Here is a 21,768-nt window from a genome sequence, read left to right as displayed (position 1 = left end):
ACCGTGGTTCAAATCCCATCGGGCTCGTCGCTTCGCTCCTCGCCCGATGTAGCTCGCGAAGCCTTCGGCTTCGCTCACTCCCATCGGGCTCGCCGCTTGGTGTACGCTCATCGAGCGTGCTTCGGCGGAGGCGACCACATCTGACGGTGGTTAGGGTCTTTCGAACCAGTCGGCCGACGCCCGCTCCAGTCAATAAAGCTCATCAGGGGGACCGTGTAGTATGGGGTATGCGCGACCACTTTGACGTGGTCATCGCCGGTGCCGGCCCAGCTGGGGCGCAGTGCGCCCGCGATCTGGCCGCGAGGGGGTACGAGGTCGTCGTCCTGGAGACGGAGTCCGAGGACGATTTTCCACGTCAGAGTAACAAGTCCACCGGCGGGACGTTCCCGTCGATGCTGGCGTCGTTCGGGATCCCCGACGACGTGGTGATGCACTTCACCGACAGCGTGGTCATCGAGTCCCCGAACGAGCACTACACGCAACACCGGACCGGCGCGGTCCTCGAGTTCGCCGACTTCAAGCGGTTCCTGGTACGGGACGGCAAAGAGCGGGGTGTCGAGTACCGCTTCGACTCCCGGGTGTCGAAACCCATCGTGGAAGACGGCGAGGTCGCCGGGGTTCGCTACGCCGGCTCCGAGGAGGTGTACGCCGACATGGTGGTCGACGCGACCGGGCCGGCCGCCCCGCTGGCGAAGGAGCTCGGCGTGAGCGACCTCGAGCGCGGGAACCAGGCCATCGGCGTCGAGTACGAGTTCGAGGGCGTCTCGCTCGACGAGCCGGAGTACGCCGATCTGACCGACGCGATGATGCTCCGCCTCGACCACCAGTACGCCCCCGGGGGGTACTCCTGGATCTTCCACACCGGCGCTGACACGGCGAAGGTCGGCGTCTGCTTCATCCAGAACGAGAGCTACCGCCAGTACGCCGACGAGGAGCGGACCGTCGACGGCTACCTCGAACACTGGATCGACACCGACCCGCGGTTCGCGGACGCGGAACGCATCGCGGGGAAACAGCACCGCGGCTCGGCCCACATCCAGCCCCCGGGGGGCCGCCTGAGCACGGACGGGTTCGTGGCCATCGGCGATACGGTGCCGACGATCGATCCGCTGTGGGGCGAGGGGATCCACGTCGGGATGCGCTCGGCGCGGGCCGCCGCGGTCACGGCCGACCACTGTCTCACCCCCGACGAGCCCGAGACCGACGCCGAGAACGTCTCGCTGTACGACGACCTGTGGCACCGCGATGTCGCTCCGAACATGGACTCCCGGCTGCTGCTGACGCGGCTGCTGTACCTCGCGCCGAACGATCGCTACGACCGGCTGCTCCGCGATCTCAACCGGCTCGACGAGGACACCCTGTACCGGGTGAACAGCGGCGACAAGCTCGCCATCGCGCGGGTCCTCCACCTCGACGACCTCCCACTGCTCGTCGAGTTCGCCAGACAGCGACTCGGGATCTGAAACGGCTCCTCCGCCCGGTCCGGGGATCGCTCGTCTACGGCTGATCCCCGTCGCTGTCGGCCGGTTCCTCGCGTTCGACCACCGTCGGCATCCCCGTGAGGATCCCCTGGAGGTCGGTCAGCGGCTCGCCCACCTTCAGCCCGTGTTCGGTCATCTCGAACTCCCGGAGCGTGCGCTCGAAGTCGCTCCTCCGCTTCTTGAGGACGCCGATGGCCTTCCGGAGTTCGCCCTGGAGTTCGAGGTGCCGGAGGAAGACGATGTTGTCGGCGAGGTAGCTGAGATTCCGGTCGGTGGCCCGGAACTCGCCCGTGACGTTCGACGTCTCGTCGACGAACACGGTGGTGACACCCACGTTCTTGAGGTAGCGGCCGAGAGCGTGGAGCCGACGGACGGCGTCGGCCTCGCGGCCCTGGAGCGTGAGCCCGTAACCGGCGATACCGTCGATCATCACGATGCTCGTCTCGTTCTCCTCGACCTCGCGCCGGACCGCGGTCGCGAACTCCTGTGGGGACTTATCGAGCGCATCGACCTCCTGGATGTGGAGCGTCCCCAGATCGACCATCCGGTCGACGGGGACGCCGAGCGCGGCCGAGCGAGCCATGAACGTCCCGCGGGTCTCCTCGAACAGGTAGATGACCGACCGCTCGCCGCGGCCGGCCGCCTCCTTCATGAACTGCGTTCCGAGCGTCGTCTTCCCGACACCGGTCGGTCCGCTGAGGATGGAGACGGTCCCACGTTCGAGGCCGCCGTGGAGCAGTTCGTCCACCTCGGGGATGCCCGAGGGGACCGACTCGGTCTCGAACGATCGCTCGTGGTCCCCCGGGAGGAGTTCGGGGAAGACGGTGACGCCGTCCCCGTCGATGCGGAAGGCGTGTTCGCCGCCCCGCGCGGCCGACCCGCGGAACTTCGGGACGCGCAGGGTCCGATCGGTCGACGAGACGTCGAGGAACAGCGTCCCGTCGCCGATGTACTCGAGGTCCTCCGTCGGGAGGCGGTCGGTGTCCTGTGCGGTGTAGAGCACCGTCGCACCGCGGTCGGTGAGAAAGCGCATGAACCCGACGGCCTGCTTTCGGAACTGGTAGTCGCTGCTCGTCAGGTAGTGTAACTGCGTGATGGGATCGACGACGACCCGGTCGGGGTCGACCTCGATCACCCGGTCGACGATGGCCTCGACGATCGGCTCGTTCTCGACCTCGCTCGCGGGGAACACCTCGTAGGAGTCCCCCTCCGCGAACGCCTCGGGACCGGGACTCAGATCGACGAACTCGATGGCGTCGGCGTCGAACCCCAGCACCTCGGCGTTCGTCCGCAGGTCGTCGAGGTCCTCCTCGAGGTTGACGAACAGCGCCGTCTCGTCCGGCGCGGCGGCCTCGAGGAACTCCAGGGCGAGGACGGTCTTTCCGGCTCCCGGCGGGCCGTTGAGCAGGTAGCTCCGTCCGGCGATGAGCCCGCCGTGGAGGACCTCGTCGAGGCCCTCGACACCCGTCGAGATCCGTTCGATGGAGTGGCTCATGTCACCTGTTGACGACACGGCCCGACAAGGAGTTTCCGTGCGAATCGAGGAGAGTGGCTGACGGCACGTATTTGCCGGACGGGGAGGTAAACCGATGGAAAGATGGTCGGGATCCATTCGCGAGCAGCCAGGATCCTTCTCCTCGTCACCGGCGAGCGTGACCGGGAACTCCTCGAGGGCTGGCTGGCGGACGAGCCGGACTACGAGGCCGTCAGCGTCGACTCCCCCACGGCCGTCGATGCGGCCGACTACGACCTCTGTCTCGTCGATCCGCGCTGGTTCGACCGTGCTGCAGACCGGCTCCGGGACCGCCGCGAAGCGGCCGCACCCTGCCTCCTCCCGACGCTACTGGCCGTTCGCGACGACGGGAGTGGACGCGACCGGGCCGCACTGGAGAGCGAGACGGCCCGGGAGGTGATCGACGACGTCGTCGAGATTCCGGTCGGGAAGGCGACCCTCGGACAGCGGATCGGTAACCTGCTCCGTGGCCGGCACTCCTCGCTCGAACTCGCCGACCGCAGGGAACAGTACCGCGAACTCGTCCGGCTCGCCCCGGAGGCCATCCTGCTCGTCCGCGGGGGGCGCGTCGTCTACGGGAACGACACCGCGACGGAGCTCCTCGCCTCCGGGGACTCGCCCGACCTGTCGGGGCAGGCGATAGCCGAACTGGCCGACGAGGAGGGGGTCGCACGGCTCGAGGGGATCGTCGACCGCATCGAACGGGACGGCGGACTCGCGGGGTTCGTGTCGGTCGAACTCGTCCTGGCCGACGGGACGGAACGGATCGTCGAGGTCGCGGGCGTGACCGTCACCTACGAGGGGGAACCGACGACCCAGCTGGTCGTCCGGGACGTGACCGACGAACGCCGGCGGAGCGAGCGGCTCCTCCTCTACGCACGGACGCTCGAGTCCGCCTCTCAGGGCGTGACTATCGCCGACGCGAGGCGGGACGACGAGCCGATCGTCTACGCCAACCCCGCCTTCGAGCGGATCACCGGGTACGACGCTGCGGAGATACTCGGGCGGAACTGTCGGTTCCTCCAGGGCGAGGGAACCGACCCCGAGACCGTCGACGAGATCCGCGCGGCCATCGCCGAGCGTCGGTCGATCTCGACGGAGCTGCGGAACTACCGGAAGGACGGCACGCCGTTCTGGAACCGGCTCGACATCGTCCCGGTCCGGAACGGCGACGGCGAGGTGACCCACTTCCTCGGCCTCCAGCAGGACGTCACTCGGCGGCGCGAGCGCGAACAGCGGGTGGCCGTCCTCGACCGGGTGCTCCGACACAACCTCAGGAACCAGCTGAACGTGGTCAGGGGAGAGGCCGACCGCATACTGGCCGAGGAGGAGGTCGACCCCGACGAGGCGCGAGCGGCCGCCGAGGGCATCGTCCGGGCGACCGACGAGCTACTGGACATCGGCGACCAGGCGAGGCGGTTCCGCGAGGTCGTCACCGGCGAACCGCGCCAGCCGGGGGTCGTCGACCTCCGGCGGACGCTCGAGGAGGCGGTCGCGGGGCTCGGATCCGAGTACCCCGGCGTCACCACCGATATCGGACTCCCCGAGAGCGTCCCCGTCTACGCCCACGAGGCGATCGGCGTCGCGTTCCTGGGCGTCGTCGAGATGCTCGCCGAGACGGGTGGCGGTGCGGTCGACATCGCCGTTCGGACCGTCGACGTGAGTCCGAAGACGGTGACCGTCGAGGTGATCGACCGGGCGGGCGGGCTCTGCGCCCGCGACCTCCGCGTGGTCGAGGGGGGGACCGAGACCCAGGTCATCCACCCGCAGGGGGTGGAGCTGTGGCTGCTGCGGTGGAGCGTCGAGCACTCGGGTGGGGAGTTCGACGTGGACACCGGGGGCACCACCCCGCGGATCCTGCTGCGTCTCAGACGGGCCGAGGGCGGGGACGAGCGGGTCGAGAGCCTGGAGGCGAACGCCGACGACTGAACCGGAACCGCCTCGGTCGATCCCCGTTCAGTCGTCCCCGGACCCGAGCCGGCGGTCGAGGAAATCGTCGAGGATCCGGAGGGTCCGCACTTTCCGCTCGATGTCCGAGGAGGCGTGGCCCTCCTCGCCGAGTTCGACGTACTCGTAGTCGGCCTCTTCCCCCTCGGTGTAGCCGAAGTCGTCGAGGGCGTCCCGGAACCGCCGGGCCTGCGAGACCGGCACCCGTCGGTCGTTGACGCCGTGGACGATCAGCAGCGGCGCGGCGAGGTTCCGGACGTGTTCGACCGGGCTCCGTTCCTCGTAGAGCTCGGGGGCCTCCTCGGGCGTCCCGAGGTACTTCTCCATGAGCTCGGTGCGGAAGTGCGGCATCGTGTTCTCGTACATGTCACGGAGGTCGGTGACGCCGATCCAGGCGACGCCGGCGGCGTAGAGCGCCGGGTACTGGAGGAGCTGCCAGTAGGCGGCGTACCCCCCGTAGGAGCCCCCGAAGACCGCGATCCGGTCCTCGTCGACCCACCCGCGGGTGTCGAGGACGTGCTCGACGCCCCGGGCGACGTCGGCCTGTTCGGCACCACCCCAGTCGTCGTAGAGCGCCTCGACGAACTCGCGGCCGCGGCCGGTCGACCCGCGGTAGTTCACCTGCAGCACCGAGTAGCCCTGCGAGCAGAGGAACTGCGTGTAGAGGCCGAACGCCCGGTGGTCCGCCGCCCGGGGACCCCCGTGAGGGTTGACGATCAGCGGCGAGGGTCGCTCCCCCGAGTCGTACAGCAGCGCGCCGATCTCGTACTCTCTCGCTGGCTCAGTCTCGACCGACCGGGCCTCGGTGTTCGCGACCCCGTTGGACTCGAAGGTGAGGTACTCCGCCTCGACGAATCGGTCGGAGTCGAGGTCGCCGTAGTCGGCCTCGAGGAGGACCTCGTACTCGTCGGTCGCGAGGTCGTAGGCGAGCAGGTCCGGTCGGGTGTCCGAGGTGATGTGGGTGAGGAGGACGCGGCCGTCCGCGAGCCACGGCGAGCCCTCCCGGGGGAACGCCGCAACCCCGTCGGGGAGGTCGAGCGTCCGCGATATTCCACTACCGAGATCGTAGACGACCGCCGCGACCGCCGCGTCGCGCGTTCGCAACGCGAGGACGCGCTCGCCCGCGGGACCGAACGCGACCGGCTCCTCGACGGCGTCGAGGTCGCCGAGCCACCGGACCTCCCCGCGTTCGAGGTCGTAGACGCCGGGCCGTTCGAGGTCCTCGGTGTTGTCCGAAACGAGTAGCCGTGAGCCGTCGGGCGACCAGTCGACCGGGACGGCCTCGGCACCCGTCTGGCCGACGCCGAGGTTCCGCGGGTCCGACCCATCGGCGTTCGCGACGTAGACGTCGAGGTTGTCGTAGTCCTCGCTCTCGTTGGTGGCGTAGGCGATCCGCTCGCAGTCGGGGTCGAGGAGCCCGCCCCAGACCGCCCGCTCGTAGTCGGTGAGCTTCGTCGTCTCGCCGGCGGGGAGGTCGTGGCGGTAGAGGTTCATCTGTCCGTCGCGGGTCGAACCCACCAGGAGCGTCTCGCCGTCCCCGCCGACGTCCCGGAGGGTGACCTGGCCGTCCATCTCGACGACGGGCTCGGTGTACCCGTCCGAGTCGACGGCGTGGAGGTCGTTCTGCTCGTCGCCGGCCTCGTCGCGGTGGAAGAACACGCGGTCGCCGTCGGCGCTCCACCGCAGGTGCCAGCGGGCGTCCCGCGGGACCTGCCCGTCGGTCCAGCACTCGGAGCCGCCGGTCGCGGCGTCGAGGACGTGGAGCTCGTTGCGCCCGGTGACGTCGTAGTAGATCGCCACCCGCTCGCCGTCCGGGTCGGCCGTCGGGTGGTAGAAGGAGGGGAGGCTCGCCAGCGTCTCGAGGAGGTCACCCTCGTCGGTCTCGGCCGTCTCGTCGGCCCCGGGATCGGACATACGGGAGGATGTGGACGCGGGGTTAAATGCGCCGCGGGGGCGGTCGCGCTCGGTGGTCAGTCGCCGACGGCGTCGGCCTCGTCTCCCTCGCCGGACGGCGAAAGGTCGTACTCGACGCCCGTCAGCGCCTCCGAGCGGGACCAGAGCCGGCGGGCCGCCTCGCGGTCGTACGACGCCTCGCTGGAGGCCTGTCGTTCCGGGGGCCCGCGCATATTCATGAACCCGGAGGGGCCGTAGTAGCCACCACCCACTACGTCGGGGGCGGTGGCGGCGTACAGCGTCGGGAGCACCCCGGCCGCCGGGTCCTGGGCGAGGAGGGCGTTCGCGGCCCGGGTGACGAGGAGCCGTAGACGGTTGCCCGCGATCTCGGCCCCGCGGGTCTGGAGGTCCGTCGCCGCCCAGCCCGGATGACAGGCGGCGCTCGTCAGCCGGTCCGCGCGGCGATCGAGTTCGTAGGCGAACAGGAGGTTCGCGAGCTTCGACCGGGCGTAGGCGACCCGCGGGTCGTACTCGCGCTCGTCGAACTCGTCGGGAACGCCGTCGGCGCGGCTGTGGAGTGCCGAGGAGACCGTCACCACCCGGGTGGAGTCCCCGGTACGGAGCCGGTCGAGCAGGTGGCCGGTCAGTGCGAAGTGGCCGAGGTGGTTGATCCCGAACTGCGCCTCGAACCCGTCCTCGGTCTCCCGGTAGGGCCCCCACATCACGCCCGCGTTGTTGACGAGGAGGTCGACCGGCTCGTCGAGCCCGTCGGCGAACGCCGCCACCGAGTCGAGGGAGGCGAGATCGAGTTCGCGCACGTCGAGGTCGGCGTCGGGATCGGTGACGCGGACGTCCTCCACCGCGCGTTCCCCGCGGTCGAGGCTCCGGCAGGCCATCACGACCCGCGCGCCCTTCCGCGCCAGGATGCGGGTGGTCTCCAGCCCGAGGCCGCCGTTCGCGCCGGTCACCACGGCGGTCCGGCCGGTCCGGTCGGGAACGTCCGCGGCGGTCCAGTCGCTCATACTCCCCCGTGAGGCCGGGCGTTGATGCGACTGTCGCTCGCGGCCACGACGACGACCGCCGCGCGACGACGCCGGCTCAGAGCCGCTCGCCCTGGTAGTCACCCTCGTAGGTCCCCTCGTGGTCCGCCGCCGCAAGGACGAACTGGGCGAAACGGGCCCCCCGCTCGACCGCGAGTTCGTGGTGGACTTCGAGGAGTCCCTCGCCCCGGCCCTCGTAGCCGGCGTCCCAGACCGCCGTGTGGAGCATCGAGGAGTTGCGCATGAGCGAGGACCGCGGGAGGACGAACCCGACGTGCCCCTCCGGGATGCGGATCCGCTCGGCGTACTCGGCGACGTACCCGCCCGGATCGAGGCGGTAGGTCGGTACGTCCGCCGCGTCCTCCTCCTCGACCGGCTCGACCGGACGGCGCTCGCCGACGGTCTTCCCCGATCGGCCGAGGTAACCGGGAGCGACCTGCTCGTACACCGCGCCGAGCGTGAGGTCGACGCCGTTGGGCTGGACCTGGTCGTCGTCGGTCGGTGAGACGTGCTCGGCGACGAACGCGCCGCTTCGGAACATGGCCGACACGCGGGCGGTCCCCGCATATAGCTGACTCCTGCGGACGTACTTCGTCCGGGAGCCGCCGGACCTACTCGAAGAGCTCGTCGTGGCGTTCGGCGAGGTCGGCGTACCCCCCGGAGTGGTAGTCCTCGAACACGCGGTCGACGTCGATTGTCGTCTCCGAGAGCGGGACGATGTTCGCCGGGACGCCGTGGGCGAACGACTCGTCGGGGACGGTGGTCCCCTGCTGGACGACGGCCCCGGCGGCGACGACGCAGTCCCGGCCGACCTGCGACTGGTCGACCGTGGAGTTGAACCCGACGAGGCTCCCGTCGCCGATCGTCGAGTCGTTGACCACGCAGGAGTGGCCGACCATCACCCGCTGGCCGAGCTTCGAGGCGTGGACGGTCGCGTTGTCGCCGATGTGGCTCTCGCGCCCTACCTCGACCGGGTCGACGTCCCCCCGGAGGACCGCTCCGGGCCAGACGCTCGCGTCCGGACCCACGCGGACGTCGCCGACCAGCGTCGACTCGTGGCTGACGCGCGCTTCCTCGTCGACCGCCGGAGCCGTCCCCTCGAACCCGTAGTGTCGCCTGTCGGGCATACACCCGGGAGGGCCCCGATCCGTGAAAGCTCTTGGCACGATGGCCCGGACCCGCGACTCCGTGAGGCAGTGATCGACCCTGCGAGGACTCCCGGGAGCGACCTGCACTGCCTCTCGGTGGAGTCCGTCGACCCCGTCGCATCACACCCCGGACCGCACCTCTTTTAGCCGGACCGCCCCGAACCCGCGGGTATGGAGGTGTTCGCCGTCCCCGGCATCCCCGAGGTTCGGCCGGGCGACGACGTCGGCGAGATGGTCGCGGAGCGCGTCGACCTCGAACCGGACGACGTCGTCTGCGTGGCGAGCACCGTGGTCTCGAAGGCCGAGGGACGGGGGGCCGATCTCCTCTCGTTCCCGCCGACCGAACGGGCCGAACAGATCGCCCGCCGGATCTCGGCGATCGCCGGCGAGGAGAAGGACCCCCGGTTCGCACAGGCCGTACTGGAGGAGTCCGACGAACTGCTGCTCGAAGCGCCGATACTGCTCGCCGCCACGCGGTTCGGCCACATCACCGTCAACGCGGGTATCGACCGCTCGAACGTCCCCGGGTGGGACCTCCTCCTCCTGCCGGAGGACCCGACCGCGAGCGCGCGGGCGCTCTCGGAGACGCTCGACGCGCCCGTGATCGTCACCGACACGTCGGGCCGGCCGTTCAGACACGGCCAGCGCGGCGTCGCGGTCGGGTGGGCGGGGATGCCCGCCGCGCGGGACTGGCGGGGCGAGCACGACCGCGAGGGGCGCGAACTCGACGTGACCGTCCAGGCCGTCGTCGACGAACTCGCCGGCGCGGCGAACCTCGTCACCGGCGAGGGCGACGGCGGGACCCCGGTGGCCGTCATCCGCGACTTCGAGTTCGGCGACCACGCCGGGAGCGACCGGCTGTTCCGCGAACCCGAACGGGACCTGATCCGGCAGGCGCTCCGGGCGTGGAGCTACGAGGACGGCGCGACGACCCACGGCGAGGAGGAGGCCCCCTGATCCGACCATCCCGCACTCGCTCGACCGACGACCGGACGACCGGCTCGACCCGAAACGAACCCCACAATGCTCGGCATCGAACTCACCCCGGAACACCCCGTCTCGCGCATCGCCGACCTCGGCGTCCTCGCGGAGGACGCCGGGTTCGACACCGTGTTCGTCACCAGCCACTACTTCAACCGCGACCCGTTCGTCTCGCTCGACCGCGTGGCGCGCCGGGCGGAGAGCGTGCGGGTCGGTCCGGCCGCCGCCAACCCCTACGAGGTCCACCCCGTGACCCTCGCCTCGCGGATGGCCTCGCTCCAGGAGGCCTCGGGGGGGCGGGCCGTCTACGGGATCGGCCCGGGTGACCCCTCCACCCTGGAGGCGCTCGACCTCGCCGAGGAGCGCGGGCTCCGGTCGGTGCTGGAGGCGTTCGAGGTAGCCAGGGAGCTCTGGGCGGGCGAGACGGTCACCCACGACGGGACCTTCTCGGCCCGCGACGCGGGCCTGAAGTACGACGTCGAGGGATCGATCCCGGTCTACGTCGCCGGCGAGGGGCCGTCGATGTGCCGGATGGCCGGCAAGCGGGCCGACGGCCTGCTGTTCAACGGCTCGCACCCGGACGACCTCGCGTGGGCGAGAGATCGGGTCGAGGAGGGGCTCGCCGAGCGGTCCGGCGACGGCTCGGAGGGAGACGACGCTCGGGAGGGAGACGACGGGTTCGACCTCGCGGCGTACGCCGCCATCTCCGTCGCCGAGGACGCCGGGGAGGCGAAGGAGGCCGCCCGCCCGCCGGTCGCGTTCATCACCGCCGGAATCGCTCCGCCGGTCCTCGAACGGCACGGTATCGATCGCAAAGCGGCCGAAAAGGTGGGAGAGAGGCTCTCGGCGGGTGACTTCTCGGAGGCGTTCGAGGCGGTGACGCCCGCGATGGTCGAGGCGTTCTCGATGGCCGGCACGCCCGGGACGGTCGCCGAGCGCGCCGAGGCGGTGCTCGAACACGCCGACAGCCTCGTCCTCGGGACGCCGCTCGGACCCGACCCGGAGAGCGCGATCGACCTGCTCGGCGGGGCTACTCGTGATCTCGTGGCCGATCCCCGGGACCACCACCCCGGGGACCCCCCTGGGACGGGCTCGGAATGAGGTCCCCGATGCCGCCGAGGACGCCCCCGACGGCCAGGTAACCGAACACCAGCATCGAGAAGCCCGTCAGGGCCGCGCCGACGAGGAGGAGGATCGTCGTGAGCGGGTCGACGCCGAGGGCCACCCGTCCGAACTCGGTGAGGAGCTGGACGAGGCTCTCCACCAGCCCGCCGCTCGTGGCTTCTACCATGCCCCGGACTCCGGACGGGGGGTACTTGTGCCTGTCTCTCGCGGACGGCTCCGCGACACCTCCGTCACCGCTAAAGGGCCGGCCGGCGAGTATCGGGTATGCGCGACTCCTCGCTCGACGACTTCCTCTCGGACCCCGACGAGGAGAGCGAGGTAGAGGGGACTAGTGCGAGCGAGGGCGAGACGTTCGACGACCCGGAGACCGAACACGCCGAACCCGAGCCCGACGACGAAATCGAGAGCGAGAGCGAATCGGACACCGACGGGGCGGACGAGAGCGAGGAGGGTCCGCCGTCGACAGCCGAGGTCGAACCGGCGCGGTCGACCTACGCCTGGTCACCCGAGGGCGGGCTTTGCGAGGCGTGCGGTGAGCGGGTCGAGGAGCGCTGGGAGTCGGCCGACGGGCTGGTGTGTGTCGAGTGCAAGGAGTGGTAGGTCGATAACCAGATACCCAGACGATTCGAAGCGGTCGCATCGGTCTGAGTCCGCTCGCTGACCCGGAGGTTTAGATACGAGAAGTCACTACCTACGTGTATGGCACAGCGTGCCGCCCGCATCGTGAGGACCGAAGATGTCCTCCACGGGGAGCCCCGTATCGAGGGCCGACGGATCGGGGTCAGGCAGATACGCGTGCTCGTCGAGGAGTCCGGACTCCCCGCAGCCGAAGTCGCCGATCGGTTCGACCTTCGGGTGGCCGACGTCTACGCCGCGCTCACGTACTACCACGAACACCCCGACGAGATGGCCACGATCGAGGTCGAACGGGAGCGGCGAGTCGAGACCTCTTCTGCCGGATCACCGTCGCTCTCGGACCTCGAAGGCGAGATCGGGGAGGACGCGTAGGCGTGCCGTTTCGGATACTGTTGGACGAGAACGTCGCGAGCGAAGCGGAAGCAGAACTCGAAGGTCGTGGACACGACGCAGTCCACGTCCTGACGGCAGACGAACTCGGAACTGGAACGTCGGAAGTCGACCTCGTTGCCTTCGTCAATCACACCGACCGACTCCTGATCACCGGCGACACGGGATTCCTCGAACCGAACCATCGCGGCGATGCGACGGTGCTGTTCTGCCAGGACGACGATCTGACGCCGGAAGAGATCGGTGAACTGCTCGATCTGCTGGACTCGTACGTCGGGGATCAGATAGATGTCCCGCCGGTGTATCATCTCCGAAGAGCCGATCTGAATCGACACGAGGATCCATGATAAGCGTGTCCTCTGCCCCTACCCAGCAAACTTACACCCCCTGGACCCGTAGAAGTGTGCGTGTCAACCGCTTTCAGGCCCGCCCGCACGGTACGGACGGTCCGGACGGGGGGAAGCGTTCCCGAGGAACGGGGTGTTCGGGCGGTAGCCAGCGGCCGTCGATCGGCGTCGAACCCGGCCCGTACGAGGTAGTATGACAGAAGCCGAACCCACAGAGACGGCAGAGTCACCGATGAGCGTCGACGAGGCCGGCGACGTCGCCCGTAGCGTCATCGAGAACACCGAGCGAGTCATCATCGGCAACCACGACGCTATCGAGCACTTCGTCGTCGCCGTCCTCGGACGGGGGCACATCCTCCTGGAGGACGTGCCCGGGGTCGGGAAGACGATGCTCGCGCGGGCGATCGCACGGTCGCTGGAGTGTTCGTTCAAACGGGTGCAGTTCACCCCGGACCTCCTCCCCGCGGACATCACGGGGACGAACGTGTTCAACCAGCAGACCCGCGAGTTCGAGTTCCGCGAGGGCCCGGTGTTCGCGAACGTCGTCCTCGGCGACGAGATCAACCGCGCGCCGCCGAAGACCCAGGCCGCCCTGCTGGAGGCGATGGAGGAGGGGACCGTCACCGTCGACGGGGCGACGCACACCCTCCCGGACCCGTTCTTCGTCGTCGCCACGCAGAACTCCGTCGAGCGCGACCGGACCTACGAGCTCCCGGCGGCGGAGCTCGACCGGTTCATGATGAAGCTCAACCTGGGATACCCCGACGCCCGGGAGGAGTCGCGCGTGCTGGCGAACGTCGTCGGCGAGCACCCCATCGACTCGCTCGACCCCGTGGCGACCGTCGAGGAGCTCGTCGCGGCCCGGCGAACCTGCGCGGCCGTGACCGTCGAGGAGCCGATACGTGACTACGTCACCGCGCTCGCGCGGTACACCCGCGAGAACGCCCAGCTCGGGGTCTCCCCCCGCGGGTCGATATCGCTGCTCCGGGCCGCCCAGGGCCGGGCGGTGCTCGACGGGCGGGACTACGTCATCCCCGACGACGTCCAGGCCGAGGCCCGGCTGGTGTTCGTCCATCGGATCCGCACCGCCTCCGGATCGGGGACGGCCGCGGAGCTCGTCGACGCGGCGCTCTCCTCCGTCGGCGTTCCATGAGACTCACCCGACGTGGGGTCGGCGTCCTCGTCGTCGCGGCACTCGCGCTCGGCCTGGGCGTGAGCTACGGGGCCCGGTCGCTCGACGCCGTGCTCGTCCCGAGCCTCGTCGCCCTCGCCATCGGCGTCGTCCAAGTGCTCCGACGCCGCCGGCCGGTCGTCCGGCGGTCCAGGCCCGTCCCGGGGTTCCCCGGCGAGACCAGACGGGTGAGCGTGGCGGTCGAGTCGAACCTCCCGTGTGACGTCGGCGAGTCGACCGAGGAGGGGCTCCGGGCCATCGACCCGGACGCACGCCTCGCCGGCGACGGGAGCTACGAGTACGAGGTCGAACTGCTCGAACGCGGCGAGCACGCGCTCGGTCCAGCGACGGTGCGCCAGCGGGACACGCTGGGACTCGTCTACCACACGACGGCCGTACGGGAGACGACGCCGATGCTGGTCTACCCGCGCGTCGAGCCCATCGCAGACCGGACGGCCTTCGCCGGCCTGGTCGAGCGGGCCGGAACGCAGGACCGCGACGCGTTCGATCGGCTCCGAGAGTACAGTTCGGGGGACTCGCTCCGGGACATCAACTGGAAGGCGAGCGCGAAACGGCCCATCGAGGAGTTCGTCGTCACGGAGTTCGCCGCCCAGGACGAGGGCGGTATCAGCATCGTCGCCGAGAGCGAGGTGGGACACGCCGACGAGATGGCGAGCGCGGCCGCCAGCATCGCCGGCTACCTGCTCGACGCGGACCTGCTCGTCGACGTGGTCGCTCCCGGCGGGGAGGTCGAGGAGGGGCGCGGCGAGGAGCACCGCACCCGTATACTCGAACTGCTCGCCCGGACGGGGGCGGGGCGGATCGATGGCAGCCGCGGCGACCGCGCGGACGTCCACGTGTTCGCCGACGAGGACGGCACGACCGTCCGGATACGGGAGACCCGCCACCGCTTCGAGTCGCTGGTCGGGACCGACGACTCGGCCGTCGGTCCCGCCGGGACAGGGATCCACGAGGAGGTGATAGCGTGAGCACCGGGAGCCGAACGAGTGGCACGACGGGTGGAACGACCGGCGGTGATCGGGGGTTCCTCGGTAGTCTCCCGCTCGGGGGCGATCCCCTCCGAATGCTGGCGATCGGCGGGGTCGCCCTCCTGCTCGCCGCGCCGCTATCGGTGCTCTGGTCCGTCTCGAACGTGGCGGGCGACCCGGCCGTCCTCGCGGCGGTCGTCGCCGGGGCGGTACTCGCAGCGACCGTCTTCGCCCGTTTCCTCGCGCTGACCCCGGCGCTGTTCGTCGCGGCCGCGATGGTCGTCGGCGGGGGCTACCTCTACGTCCAGACGCTGCCGTTCAGCGTCGAGGTGCTGCTCGAACAGGCCACGCTCGTCGAGGACACCATCGCGCTGCTGACGGGCCTGTCGGTGTTCCGAATCGTCAACGCGGGGGTCTGGGTCCAGGCGGCCGCGCCCGCCCCGACGTTCCTGGCGTGGTATCTCACGCTGCGACGGCGCTACGACGCCGCGGTGGTCGTCGCGGGGGCGACGCTCGGCCTGTTCGTGCTCACGGGCGACGCCGCGGCACCGACGGTGCTGTTCGGCGTCGTCGGGGCGGCGGCCGCGGTCGGCTTCGGCGACCTCGCCTCGCGGGAGGCCGCCCCCTCGGCGGCCGACGCCGTCGCGGTGGTCGTCGCAACGATGATCGTCGTCTCGCTGACCCTGTCGGTCATCCCGGCGGTCGCCGGGAGTGGGGGCGGCGGGAGCGGGCCGGTCCTCCCGGGAGGCGGCGAGGGGGGGACGGTCGAGGCCAGCCTGATCAACGCCGGCGACGAGATCGGTATCCTCGGCTCCATCAGCCTCTCCCCGCGGGTCCGGTTCACCGTCACGAGCGAGGCCCGCTCGTACTGGCGGGTCGGATCCTACGACCGGTACACCGGCCAGGGGTGGGTCCGAACGGGCACCGACCGCCCGCTCGAGGGGGACCTCCCGACGCCGCCCGGTCAGTCCCGTCCGGTCGTCCAGACGTTCGACGCCTACGGCGACCTGACGATCATGCCGGCGGTGTGGAAGCCCCACGAGGTCAGGTCGGCCGACGTGGGCGTCCGGGTGACCGCCGAGGGTGGACTCCAGCCCGACGGCTCGCTGAGCAACGGGGACGGCTACACCGTCGAGTCACGGGTCGTCTCCGCCAGCCCGGGGGAGCTCCGCGAGGCCGGGACGGACTACCCGGACGGGGTCGTGAACCGGTACACCCAGCTTCCGGCGAACCAGCCCGAGCGGGTCGCCGACCGGACCGCGCGGATCACGGCCAACGCGGGCAACCCCTACGACACCGCCCGCGTCGTCGAGCAGTGGCTCGAGAACAACCGCGAGTACTCCCTCGACGTCGATAGACCGGACGGGAACATCGCCGACGCGTTCCTCTTCGAGATGGAGGCGGGCTACTGCACCTACTACGCGACGACGATGGTGTCGATGCTCCGGACCCAGGGGATCCCGGCGCGGCTGGTCGTCGGCTACACGCCCGGCGAGCGCGTCGCACAGGACACCTGGGTCGCCCGTGGGCTCGACTCGCACGCCTGGGTCGAGGTCTACTTCCCCGACACGGGGTGGGTCCGGTTCGACCCCACCCCGTCGGGCCCGCGCGAGGCCGCCGAACGGAGCCGCATCGAAGACGCTCGCGGGGAGGGCGAGAGTGACGTCGACGTCCCGGAGACCGCGAACAACACGTTCACGTCGACACCGTCGGTGTCGGGGTTCGAGACGCCCGTCTCCGGGCCGTCCGACGTGAACCCGAACCTGGAGGAAGGGCTCGCACAGGGCCCGGAGAGCCCCATCAGCGGGGCCGCCGGTGGCGGCGGGGTAGCCACGACGGACGGCGGGTCGGGCGGGATCGAGATCCCCGATCTGACCCGCGAGCAGATGGGTTTCGGGCTGGTCGTCCTCGTCGGGGCGGCCGCGGCGGCCCGCCGGAGCGGGCTGACGACGCGCGCATACCGGGAGGTGTGGCTCCGCTACCAGCCCCGTACCGACCCGAAGCGCGACGTCGAGCGGGCGTTCGAGCGCCTCGAGTACGTCGCCGCCCGGCGGGGCCGGCCGCGCCGGCCCGGCGAGACGCCCCGGCAGTTCCTCGAGGACGTCATGGACCGTCGGGCCGGTCGGCTGGGCGAACTCTACGAGCGGGCGCACTACGCGGGGGACGTGACGGCGGCCGAGGCCGACGAGGCGGTCGAGCTCGCCGATGCCCTCGTCTCGGACCGGCCCGGCGTCAAGTGACGGCACCGCTCGACCCCTATCCGGGCCGCTCCGGGCCGTGACCCAGCCCGTGAGTCCCGACAGGGTTTAATATCACGCGTTCAGTAGCGACAGGGTGTAATGTCGGAAGTCTGCTCGACGTGCGGACTGCCCCAGGAACTCTGCGTCTGCGAGGACGTCGCGAAGGAGTCCCAGGAGATCAGTATCCGCATCGACGAGCGCCGATACGGTAAGGAGGTAACGGTCATCGAGGGGTTCGACCCGAAGGACGTGGACATGGACTCGCTGTCCAGCGATCTCAAGTCGAAGTTCGCCTGCGGGGGGACCGTCGAGGACGGTTCCATCGAGCTGCAGGGGAACCACACCGGCCGCGTGGAGGACTTCCTCCGCGACAAGGGGTTCAACGTCGCCTGACCGCACGTCGAGCGAGCCGCCTCCTTCTCACCGCCGTCGAGCGTCCGCTCGGCGGTGTCCCGATCGAACGACCGAACTGTCGCCGACTCTCCGGTATCACCGAGCGCCGATAGCCGCGGCACCGGTGTCCGCCGTGGACCGCTCAGAAGGGTGCGTCGGGGGCGCCACCGCCATCGGTCTCGGCCTCCGCGCCGCCCCCCTCGCCCGCCTCCGCGTCGGTCTCCAGGTCGTACTCCCGGGCCCACCCCTCGATGCCGGGTTCGAGCGAGACGACCCGTCCCCCGAACCCCTCGTAGGAGCCGATGAGCTTGGCCGCCTGGACGCTCGCCTTCCCGTGGGGGCAGACCGTCACGACCCGATCCTCGCCGGCGAACTCCTCGATCCGTGAGGTGAGTTCGGCGAACGGGACGTTCTCGCTCCCGGGGACGTGACCGCGGGCGAACGCCGCGGGCGACCGGATGTCCACCACGCGGACCGGACCCGACTCGAGCAGGTCGTGGAGTTCGGCGGCCGATATCTCGTCGTCCATGCGCGAGCGATGGGGAGCGAGCGGAATAAGCGGTCGGATCGACGGCGGCGGTGCGAGCGACGGGGCGACGGTGATCGGGGGCATGGAGCATCGACTCCGAGCCGACTCCACTAAGTGCATCGATCCCATCGATGGGGTCATGCAGGACGGCTCGCGGACGCTGGTGATGAACCCGATCAGCGGCTCGGGCGATCACGCCGAGGACGTCCGGATCCGCGCCCGGGAGATGGGGTTCGACGTCCGGGAGACCGAAGGGGAGGACGACGCCGTCCGACTGGCGCGGGAGGCCGCGGAGGAGGGCGTCTCGGAGCTGGCGGTCTGTGGCGGCGACGGGACGATAAACGAGGCGCTCCGCGGGCTCGAGGACGCCGACTACCTCGAGGAGGTCACCCTCTCGGTGATCCCCGCGGGGACGGCCAACCTCCTGGCGGGGAACATCGGCGTGCACGACGTCGCCCACGGGCTCGAACTCGCCGGCTCCGGGCCCGTCCGGTCGGTCGACGTCGGGATGGCCGAGGGGGAGCCGTTCATCGTCTCCTGTATCGCCGGCCTCCCGGCCGAGGCCTCCACGGCGGCCACGAGCGACCTCAAGGAGCGGTTCGGCACGCTCGCGTTCCTCGTCACGGCGCTCCAGGAGGCCGCCTCGTTCGAGCCGCTCTCGCTCGAGATCGAGACCAGAAACGGGAGCGGAACCGAGGCCTGGGCCGGCGAGGCCATCGCCGTCCTCGTCGGTAACGCCCGGAAGTTCGTCGAGGAGGGCGGACAGGCCGACATGGAGGACGGCCTGTTCGACGTGGCCGTCGTCGAGCGGATGCCGGCGGGCAACCTCGTCACCGAGGCGATCACCCACCGCATCCTCGGCGAGGGGACCGAGCACGTCCAGCACTTCCCGGCCTCGGAGGTCGAGGTCGCCTGCGACGGACCGATCCGGTTCTCCCGGGACGGCGAGCTGTTCGAGCGGGAGGAGATAGAGCTGTACGCCCTCCCGCGGACGCTCGACCTCCGGGTCGGCGAGGACTACGACCCGGATCCGAACGGCGTCCGGGAGGAGTGACCCGACGGGGCGGGTCGGTCGGACTCACACTCACCTACCAGAGTACAGAGTCGTGAGAATCGTCCGTACCGTTTCGTATCGGCGCGGGTATCGACACACGTCCGGGCCGACGGGGGAGACGGCCCGGACACCAGGGGTTCTCTGGGCGATCCGGGGCGTCCGACCTCACTCGAGGTCGAACAGCCCGTCGACGTCGGACGCCTCGGCGTCGCGCTTCTCGACGTGGCTCTCCAGTCGTGCGTAGACGAGCGCACGACTCACCTCGCCGGGGTCGACGAAGTCGAGCAGGAGCGCGACGAACGGCGTCGTCGCCCGGCCGGCGTCGAGGTCGGCGAGGGCGTACTCGCCCGCCCGCTCGACGACGGCCTCGTCGTACCCGTCGAGGTCCTCGGCGAGGGCGGCGGCGGCGTGCCGGGCGGCCGGGAACTCGATGACCGAGAGCGACAGCTGCCGGCCCTCGTACCGGAGCTCCGGGGGCTCCTCGGCGGCCGTCACCGGATCGCGCTCCAGTTCGGGGAGGAACGCCCTGATCGGGTCGAGGTCGATCCCGCGGTACCGCGGCGGGAGCCCCGCGAGGTACTCCCCCGCCGAGCGGGCGAGCCCGGTCGCTCCCTCGCGGTTGCCCGCGAGCCCGTGGTGGACGGCGGCGGTGAACTGCACGAGCCCGTGGAGGAACGGGTCGTCGTCGCCGGTCGAGCCGTGCCAGGCCGCCTCCCACGGGTCGTGGGCGGCGCGGTACCGCCCGGCCGCGTAGAGCGCGACGCCGGCCCGGAGCCGCGCGTCGAGGTCGGCGTCCGCGCGGTCGGGGGAGGCGTCCTCCATACCTCCGGTTCGGGTCGAGCAGGGAAAAATCGGGAGGTGAGTCACTGCCGTCCGGCGTCGGTACGGACGTCAGTCGGACGACGTGCCCGGAGCGTCGTCGGCGCGCGGCGGGGCGGCCATCTCGCGTTCGACACACCGGCGGAGCCGCGTCACCCGCTCGCCCACCTCGGCCACCGTCGCGAGGACCGGGTACGTCGCGTCGAGGTCGGCGTAGAGGTACCGTGGAAGATCCGGCACCCCCGCAGGGGGGTCGAAGCGGTCGTCCCACTCGCGGAGGGTCGCCTGCCGGTCGTCGGCGACGGCGTCGCAGTCGCCAGCGAGGACGCCAAGCCGGGCCCGGACGGCGTCCCGTGCACCGAAGTCCGGGGTCGGTTCGTCGGCGAGCGTCCCGAGTTCGTCGCGGATCACGGCGAGCCGGGTCTCGCTTCCGCGCAGCGAGTCGGCCTCGGCGTCGAGGGCCTCGACGAACCGGTCGCGCTCGGCGCGAGCGGTCCCGGCAGCGTCGAGGACGGCCCGCTTCAGGCCGGGCGTGAGGCGGCCGAGATCAGTGAGCCCGACGACGACCTCCGTTCCGAACTCGGCTTCGAGGCTCTCCCGGAGTGCGTCGCCGTACTCCTCCTCGTAGTGCGGGACCGCCATCACGGTCCGCTCGTACGCCCTGCGGACGGCCGTGGCACCGTTCGAACCCGTGTTCGTCGCCCCGGACAGTACCGACGGTGCCGGGGACTCGGGAGGAACCGACTGGGCGCGCTCGGTCGGGGTGTCCCGGACGGCGGCCCGGAGGGCGTCGAACGCCTCGCGCTCGTCGACGGTCCGTCGGCGCTCGCGCCGGAGGATCCGCTCGGCGGTCGCGAGACGGTCGGGGTCGGGGTCGGTCACGGCATCCCCCCGTCGGCGTCCGAGCGGGCCGGGGTATCGGTCGCGCTCAGTCGGTACGCCGAGGTCGGCGGCCCGGCCTCGGCCGCGAGCAGGAGGTCGTCGACGAGTCCCGTCGAGACGGCGCTTGCGGCGACCGCTCGACCGTGGTCGTTCCCCTCGCGGGCGGAGGCGTACGCCTCCTCGAACCCCGCGCGGTCCGTCAGGGCGACCAGTTCGACCGCCGTCCCCCGGGGGCCGACGTGGAGCAGGAGGTAGGACGGCGGGAGCGAGCAGGTCGCGGGCGCGGCCACCTCGTACCCGTCACCGACCGGCGCGACCCCCGGCCAGTGGACGTGGCCCGAGACGACGAGCGGGACGTCGTGACGGACGAGTAGCTCCCGTAGCGCGTCGCCGTCCCGAACCCGATAGTGTCCACCCGGATCGAACCCCTCGGTGTCGGTCCGGGAAGCCGGGTGAGTGACGCCGTGGTGGAGACAGACCAGAGGCGTCCGGAGAGCCGGGAGCGTGCGGTCGAGCCACTCCCGCTGGACGGGGCCGACGGTTCCCTCGTGGGTGTCCGAGAGCGACCCGTCGGGGGTCGACGCGGAGTTCAATCCCACGACGTCCAGCCCGCCGACACGCTCGACGAACGGGAGACGCCCCGTCCCGTACCGCTCGGCGAACCGCTCGACCGGGGGCGTCTCGTAGGGATCCCAGCGGGGCTTGGGTACGTCGTGGTTCCCGGGGACGGCCACGAGGGGAGCCGCGTGATCGTCGAGCACCTCGTCGACGAGTACGAACTCCTCCGGCGCGCCGTCCTTCGTCAGGTCGCCCGGCGAGAGCACGGCGTCGACCCCCCGCCGATCCGCGTCGGCCAGCGCTGCACGGAACCGGTCGGGACTGCGGTGGAGAACCTTCCAGGACCCGCGGGCGTCGGGCGCGAGGTGCGGGTCCGAGACGACAGCCAGCGTCGTCGGCGTCGGGAGGGTGGGCCGAGGGAGGGAGGCGAGCACCGGACCCGCGCGGGTTCGGAGCGGTCTCGACACCATGTACGCGAGGGCGCGACCGACCGCCACATAAGCGGTCGTATGTTGTATATATCGAGATACTGAATTCGGTAGAGATAGCGCACCAGTATATATCCAGGTGGGCCCACCAGCGGGGAGACCGATCGATCGAGCCTCGCGTTCGGATCGGTGATCGATTCCCTG

22 protein-coding genes are annotated in these 21,768 nt (G+C 70.8%); 12 read left to right on the top strand and 10 right to left on the bottom strand.

What is annotated here, in order from left to right; translation table 11 throughout:
- Positions 1–227: 227 nt before the first annotated feature.
- Positions 228–1,463: a digeranylgeranylglycerophospholipid reductase gene (locus WDJ58_RS04375; RefSeq protein ID WP_338916408.1), complete on the top strand. Its 1,236-nt coding sequence runs from the start codon at positions 228–230 to the stop codon at positions 1,461–1,463.
- 34 nt (positions 1,464–1,497) lie between these two features.
- Here WDJ58_RS04375 and WDJ58_RS04370 read toward each other — a convergent pair whose 3' ends face one another.
- Entirely contained in the window at positions 1,498–2,976 is a 1,479-nt protein-coding gene (locus WDJ58_RS04370) for an ATPase domain-containing protein (RefSeq protein WP_338916407.1), read from the bottom strand.
- A gap of 102 nt (positions 2,977–3,078) precedes the next feature.
- On the opposite strand from WDJ58_RS04370, the gene WDJ58_RS04365 reads away from it, so the two are divergent.
- Entirely contained in the window at positions 3,079–4,923 is a 1,845-nt protein-coding gene (locus WDJ58_RS04365) for a PAS domain-containing protein (RefSeq protein ID WP_338916406.1), read from the top strand.
- A gap of 27 nt (positions 4,924–4,950) precedes the next feature.
- Here WDJ58_RS04365 and WDJ58_RS04360 read toward each other — a convergent pair whose 3' ends face one another.
- From WDJ58_RS04360 to WDJ58_RS04345, 4 genes are all read right to left on the bottom strand, one after another.
- The gene (locus WDJ58_RS04360) at positions 4,951–6,855 is read right to left on the bottom strand and encodes a S9 family peptidase (protein ID WP_338916405.1); all 1,905 of its coding nucleotides are present in this window, start codon (positions 6,853–6,855) and stop codon (positions 4,951–4,953) included.
- A gap of 56 nt (positions 6,856–6,911) precedes the next feature.
- Positions 6,912–7,856 (bottom strand): oxidoreductase, encoded by a 945-nt coding sequence (locus tag WDJ58_RS04355; RefSeq protein WP_338916404.1) that lies wholly within the window; start codon positions 7,854–7,856, stop codon positions 6,912–6,914.
- 76 nt (positions 7,857–7,932) lie between these two features.
- Positions 7,933–8,415 carry a deoxyuridine 5'-triphosphate nucleotidohydrolase gene (locus WDJ58_RS04350; RefSeq protein WP_338916403.1) on the bottom strand — a complete coding sequence of 161 codons (483 nt, stop codon included), beginning with the start codon at positions 8,413–8,415 and terminating at the stop codon, positions 7,933–7,935.
- A 70-nt stretch (positions 8,416–8,485) separates the two neighbouring features.
- Positions 8,486–9,001, bottom strand: coding sequence for a gamma carbonic anhydrase family protein (locus tag WDJ58_RS04345; protein WP_338916402.1), 516 nt, complete (start codon positions 8,999–9,001; stop codon positions 8,486–8,488).
- A gap of 192 nt (positions 9,002–9,193) precedes the next feature.
- Here WDJ58_RS04345 and WDJ58_RS04340 point away from each other — a divergent pair, with 192 nt between their 5' ends.
- Together WDJ58_RS04340 and WDJ58_RS04335 are read left to right on the top strand one after the other, a co-directional pair.
- Positions 9,194–9,979, top strand: a complete 786-nt coding sequence (locus WDJ58_RS04340) for a coenzyme F420-0:L-glutamate ligase (protein WP_338916401.1) — start codon at positions 9,194–9,196, stop codon at positions 9,977–9,979.
- Positions 9,980–10,045: 66 nt separating this feature from the next.
- Entirely contained in the window at positions 10,046–11,104 is a 1,059-nt protein-coding gene (locus tag WDJ58_RS04335; protein ID WP_338916400.1) for a 5,10-methylenetetrahydromethanopterin reductase, read from the top strand.
- On the opposite strand, the gene WDJ58_RS04330 is transcribed toward WDJ58_RS04335, so the two are convergent.
- Positions 11,034–11,294, bottom strand: coding sequence for a hypothetical protein (locus WDJ58_RS04330; protein ID WP_338916399.1), 261 nt, complete (start codon positions 11,292–11,294; stop codon positions 11,034–11,036). The two genes, WDJ58_RS04335 and WDJ58_RS04330, sit on opposite strands and share 71 nt — an antisense overlap.
- A gap of 98 nt (positions 11,295–11,392) precedes the next feature.
- Between WDJ58_RS04330 and WDJ58_RS04325 the strand changes: the two genes are divergently transcribed.
- From WDJ58_RS04325 to yciH, 7 genes are all read left to right on the top strand, one after another.
- Positions 11,393–11,728: a DUF7573 domain-containing protein gene (locus WDJ58_RS04325; protein ID WP_338916398.1), complete on the top strand. Its 336-nt coding sequence runs from the start codon at positions 11,393–11,395 to the stop codon at positions 11,726–11,728.
- Positions 11,729–11,827: 99 nt separating this feature from the next.
- The gene (locus WDJ58_RS04320) at positions 11,828–12,136 is read left to right on the top strand and encodes a DUF433 domain-containing protein (RefSeq protein ID WP_338916397.1); all 309 of its coding nucleotides are present in this window, start codon (positions 11,828–11,830) and stop codon (positions 12,134–12,136) included.
- A 2-nt stretch (positions 12,137–12,138) separates the two neighbouring features.
- A complete protein-coding gene (locus tag WDJ58_RS04315; RefSeq protein ID WP_338916396.1) occupies positions 12,139–12,501 on the top strand; it encodes a DUF5615 family PIN-like protein in 363 nt (120 codons plus the stop codon).
- 193 nt (positions 12,502–12,694) lie between these two features.
- Positions 12,695–13,654: an AAA family ATPase gene (locus WDJ58_RS04310; protein WP_338916395.1), complete on the top strand. Its 960-nt coding sequence runs from the start codon at positions 12,695–12,697 to the stop codon at positions 13,652–13,654.
- Entirely contained in the window at positions 13,651–14,661 is a 1,011-nt protein-coding gene (locus tag WDJ58_RS04305; RefSeq protein ID WP_338916394.1) for a DUF58 domain-containing protein, read from the top strand. The genes WDJ58_RS04310 and WDJ58_RS04305 overlap by 4 nt, the downstream gene beginning before the upstream one ends.
- Complete coding sequence (locus tag WDJ58_RS04300; RefSeq protein WP_338916393.1) at positions 14,658–16,901, top strand: transglutaminase domain-containing protein; 2,244 nt, start codon at positions 14,658–14,660, stop codon at positions 16,899–16,901. Before WDJ58_RS04305 ends, WDJ58_RS04300 begins: the two co-directional genes overlap by 4 nt.
- 99 nt (positions 16,902–17,000) lie before the next feature.
- A complete protein-coding gene (yciH, locus tag WDJ58_RS04295) occupies positions 17,001–17,294 on the top strand; it encodes a stress response translation initiation inhibitor YciH (protein ID WP_338916392.1) in 294 nt (97 codons plus the stop codon).
- 142 nt (positions 17,295–17,436) lie between these two features.
- Here yciH and WDJ58_RS04290 read toward each other — a convergent pair whose 3' ends face one another.
- Positions 17,437–17,823: a rhodanese-like domain-containing protein gene (locus WDJ58_RS04290; RefSeq protein ID WP_338916391.1), complete on the bottom strand. Its 387-nt coding sequence runs from the start codon at positions 17,821–17,823 to the stop codon at positions 17,437–17,439.
- Here WDJ58_RS04290 and WDJ58_RS04285 point away from each other — a divergent pair.
- Positions 17,822–18,877: a diacylglycerol/lipid kinase family protein gene (locus WDJ58_RS04285; RefSeq protein ID WP_338916390.1), complete on the top strand. Its 1,056-nt coding sequence runs from the start codon at positions 17,822–17,824 to the stop codon at positions 18,875–18,877. The genes WDJ58_RS04290 and WDJ58_RS04285 overlap by 2 nt on opposite strands.
- A gap of 165 nt (positions 18,878–19,042) precedes the next feature.
- Here the strand turns inward: WDJ58_RS04285 and WDJ58_RS04280 are convergent, their stop codons facing one another.
- From WDJ58_RS04280 to WDJ58_RS04270, 3 genes are all read right to left on the bottom strand, one after another.
- Positions 19,043–19,699, bottom strand: coding sequence for a DUF309 domain-containing protein (locus WDJ58_RS04280; RefSeq protein ID WP_338916389.1), 657 nt, complete (start codon positions 19,697–19,699; stop codon positions 19,043–19,045).
- 69 nt (positions 19,700–19,768) lie between these two features.
- Positions 19,769–20,578, bottom strand: coding sequence for a DUF7260 family protein (locus tag WDJ58_RS04275; protein ID WP_338916388.1), 810 nt, complete (start codon positions 20,576–20,578; stop codon positions 19,769–19,771).
- Positions 20,575–21,606: a metallophosphoesterase family protein gene (locus WDJ58_RS04270; protein WP_338916386.1), complete on the bottom strand. Its 1,032-nt coding sequence runs from the start codon at positions 21,604–21,606 to the stop codon at positions 20,575–20,577. The genes WDJ58_RS04275 and WDJ58_RS04270 overlap by 4 nt, the downstream gene beginning before the upstream one ends.
- Between the last annotated feature and the right edge of the window lie 162 nt (positions 21,607–21,768).

The sequence above is a fragment of the Salinirubellus litoreus genome (assembly GCF_037335815.1).
GTDB lineage: Archaea > Halobacteriota > Halobacteria > Halobacteriales > Haloarculaceae > Salinirubellus > Salinirubellus litoreus.
Note: the sequence above shows the minus strand (reverse complement) of the source record. Positions and strands in the feature narration are given on the sequence as shown.

Excerpts from the sequence above, each read along its gene's own strand:
- WDJ58_RS04375 (WP_338916408.1), top strand. The coding sequence starts at position 228 with ATGCGCGACCACTTTGACGTGGTCATCGCCGGTGCCGGCCCAGCTGGG.
- WDJ58_RS04370 (WP_338916407.1), bottom strand. The coding sequence starts at position 2,976 with ATGAGCCACTCCATCGAACGGATCTCGACGGGTGTCGAGGGCCTCGAC.
- WDJ58_RS04365 (WP_338916406.1), top strand. The coding sequence starts at position 3,079 with ATGGTCGGGATCCATTCGCGAGCAGCCAGGATCCTTCTCCTCGTCACC.
- WDJ58_RS04360 (WP_338916405.1), bottom strand. The coding sequence starts at position 6,855 with ATGTCCGATCCCGGGGCCGACGAGACGGCCGAGACCGACGAGGGTGAC.
- WDJ58_RS04355 (WP_338916404.1), bottom strand. The coding sequence starts at position 7,856 with ATGAGCGACTGGACCGCCGCGGACGTTCCCGACCGGACCGGCCGGACC.
- WDJ58_RS04350 (WP_338916403.1), bottom strand. The coding sequence starts at position 8,415 with ATGTTCCGAAGCGGCGCGTTCGTCGCCGAGCACGTCTCACCGACCGAC.
- WDJ58_RS04345 (WP_338916402.1), bottom strand. The coding sequence starts at position 9,001 with ATGCCCGACAGGCGACACTACGGGTTCGAGGGGACGGCTCCGGCGGTC.
- WDJ58_RS04340 (WP_338916401.1), top strand. The coding sequence starts at position 9,194 with ATGGAGGTGTTCGCCGTCCCCGGCATCCCCGAGGTTCGGCCGGGCGAC.
- WDJ58_RS04335 (WP_338916400.1), top strand. The coding sequence starts at position 10,046 with ATGCTCGGCATCGAACTCACCCCGGAACACCCCGTCTCGCGCATCGCC.
- WDJ58_RS04330 (WP_338916399.1), bottom strand. The coding sequence starts at position 11,294 with ATGGTAGAAGCCACGAGCGGCGGGCTGGTGGAGAGCCTCGTCCAGCTC.
- WDJ58_RS04325 (WP_338916398.1), top strand. The coding sequence starts at position 11,393 with ATGCGCGACTCCTCGCTCGACGACTTCCTCTCGGACCCCGACGAGGAG.
- WDJ58_RS04320 (WP_338916397.1), top strand. The coding sequence starts at position 11,828 with ATGGCACAGCGTGCCGCCCGCATCGTGAGGACCGAAGATGTCCTCCAC.
- WDJ58_RS04310 (WP_338916395.1), top strand. The coding sequence starts at position 12,695 with ATGACAGAAGCCGAACCCACAGAGACGGCAGAGTCACCGATGAGCGTC.
- WDJ58_RS04305 (WP_338916394.1), top strand. The coding sequence starts at position 13,651 with ATGAGACTCACCCGACGTGGGGTCGGCGTCCTCGTCGTCGCGGCACTC.
- yciH (WP_338916392.1), top strand. The coding sequence starts at position 17,001 with ATGTCGGAAGTCTGCTCGACGTGCGGACTGCCCCAGGAACTCTGCGTC.
- WDJ58_RS04285 (WP_338916390.1), top strand. The coding sequence starts at position 17,822 with ATGCGCGAGCGATGGGGAGCGAGCGGAATAAGCGGTCGGATCGACGGC.
- WDJ58_RS04290 (WP_338916391.1), bottom strand. The coding sequence starts at position 17,823 with ATGGACGACGAGATATCGGCCGCCGAACTCCACGACCTGCTCGAGTCG.
- WDJ58_RS04280 (WP_338916389.1), bottom strand. The coding sequence starts at position 19,699 with ATGGAGGACGCCTCCCCCGACCGCGCGGACGCCGACCTCGACGCGCGG.
- WDJ58_RS04270 (WP_338916386.1), bottom strand. The coding sequence starts at position 21,606 with ATGGTGTCGAGACCGCTCCGAACCCGCGCGGGTCCGGTGCTCGCCTCC.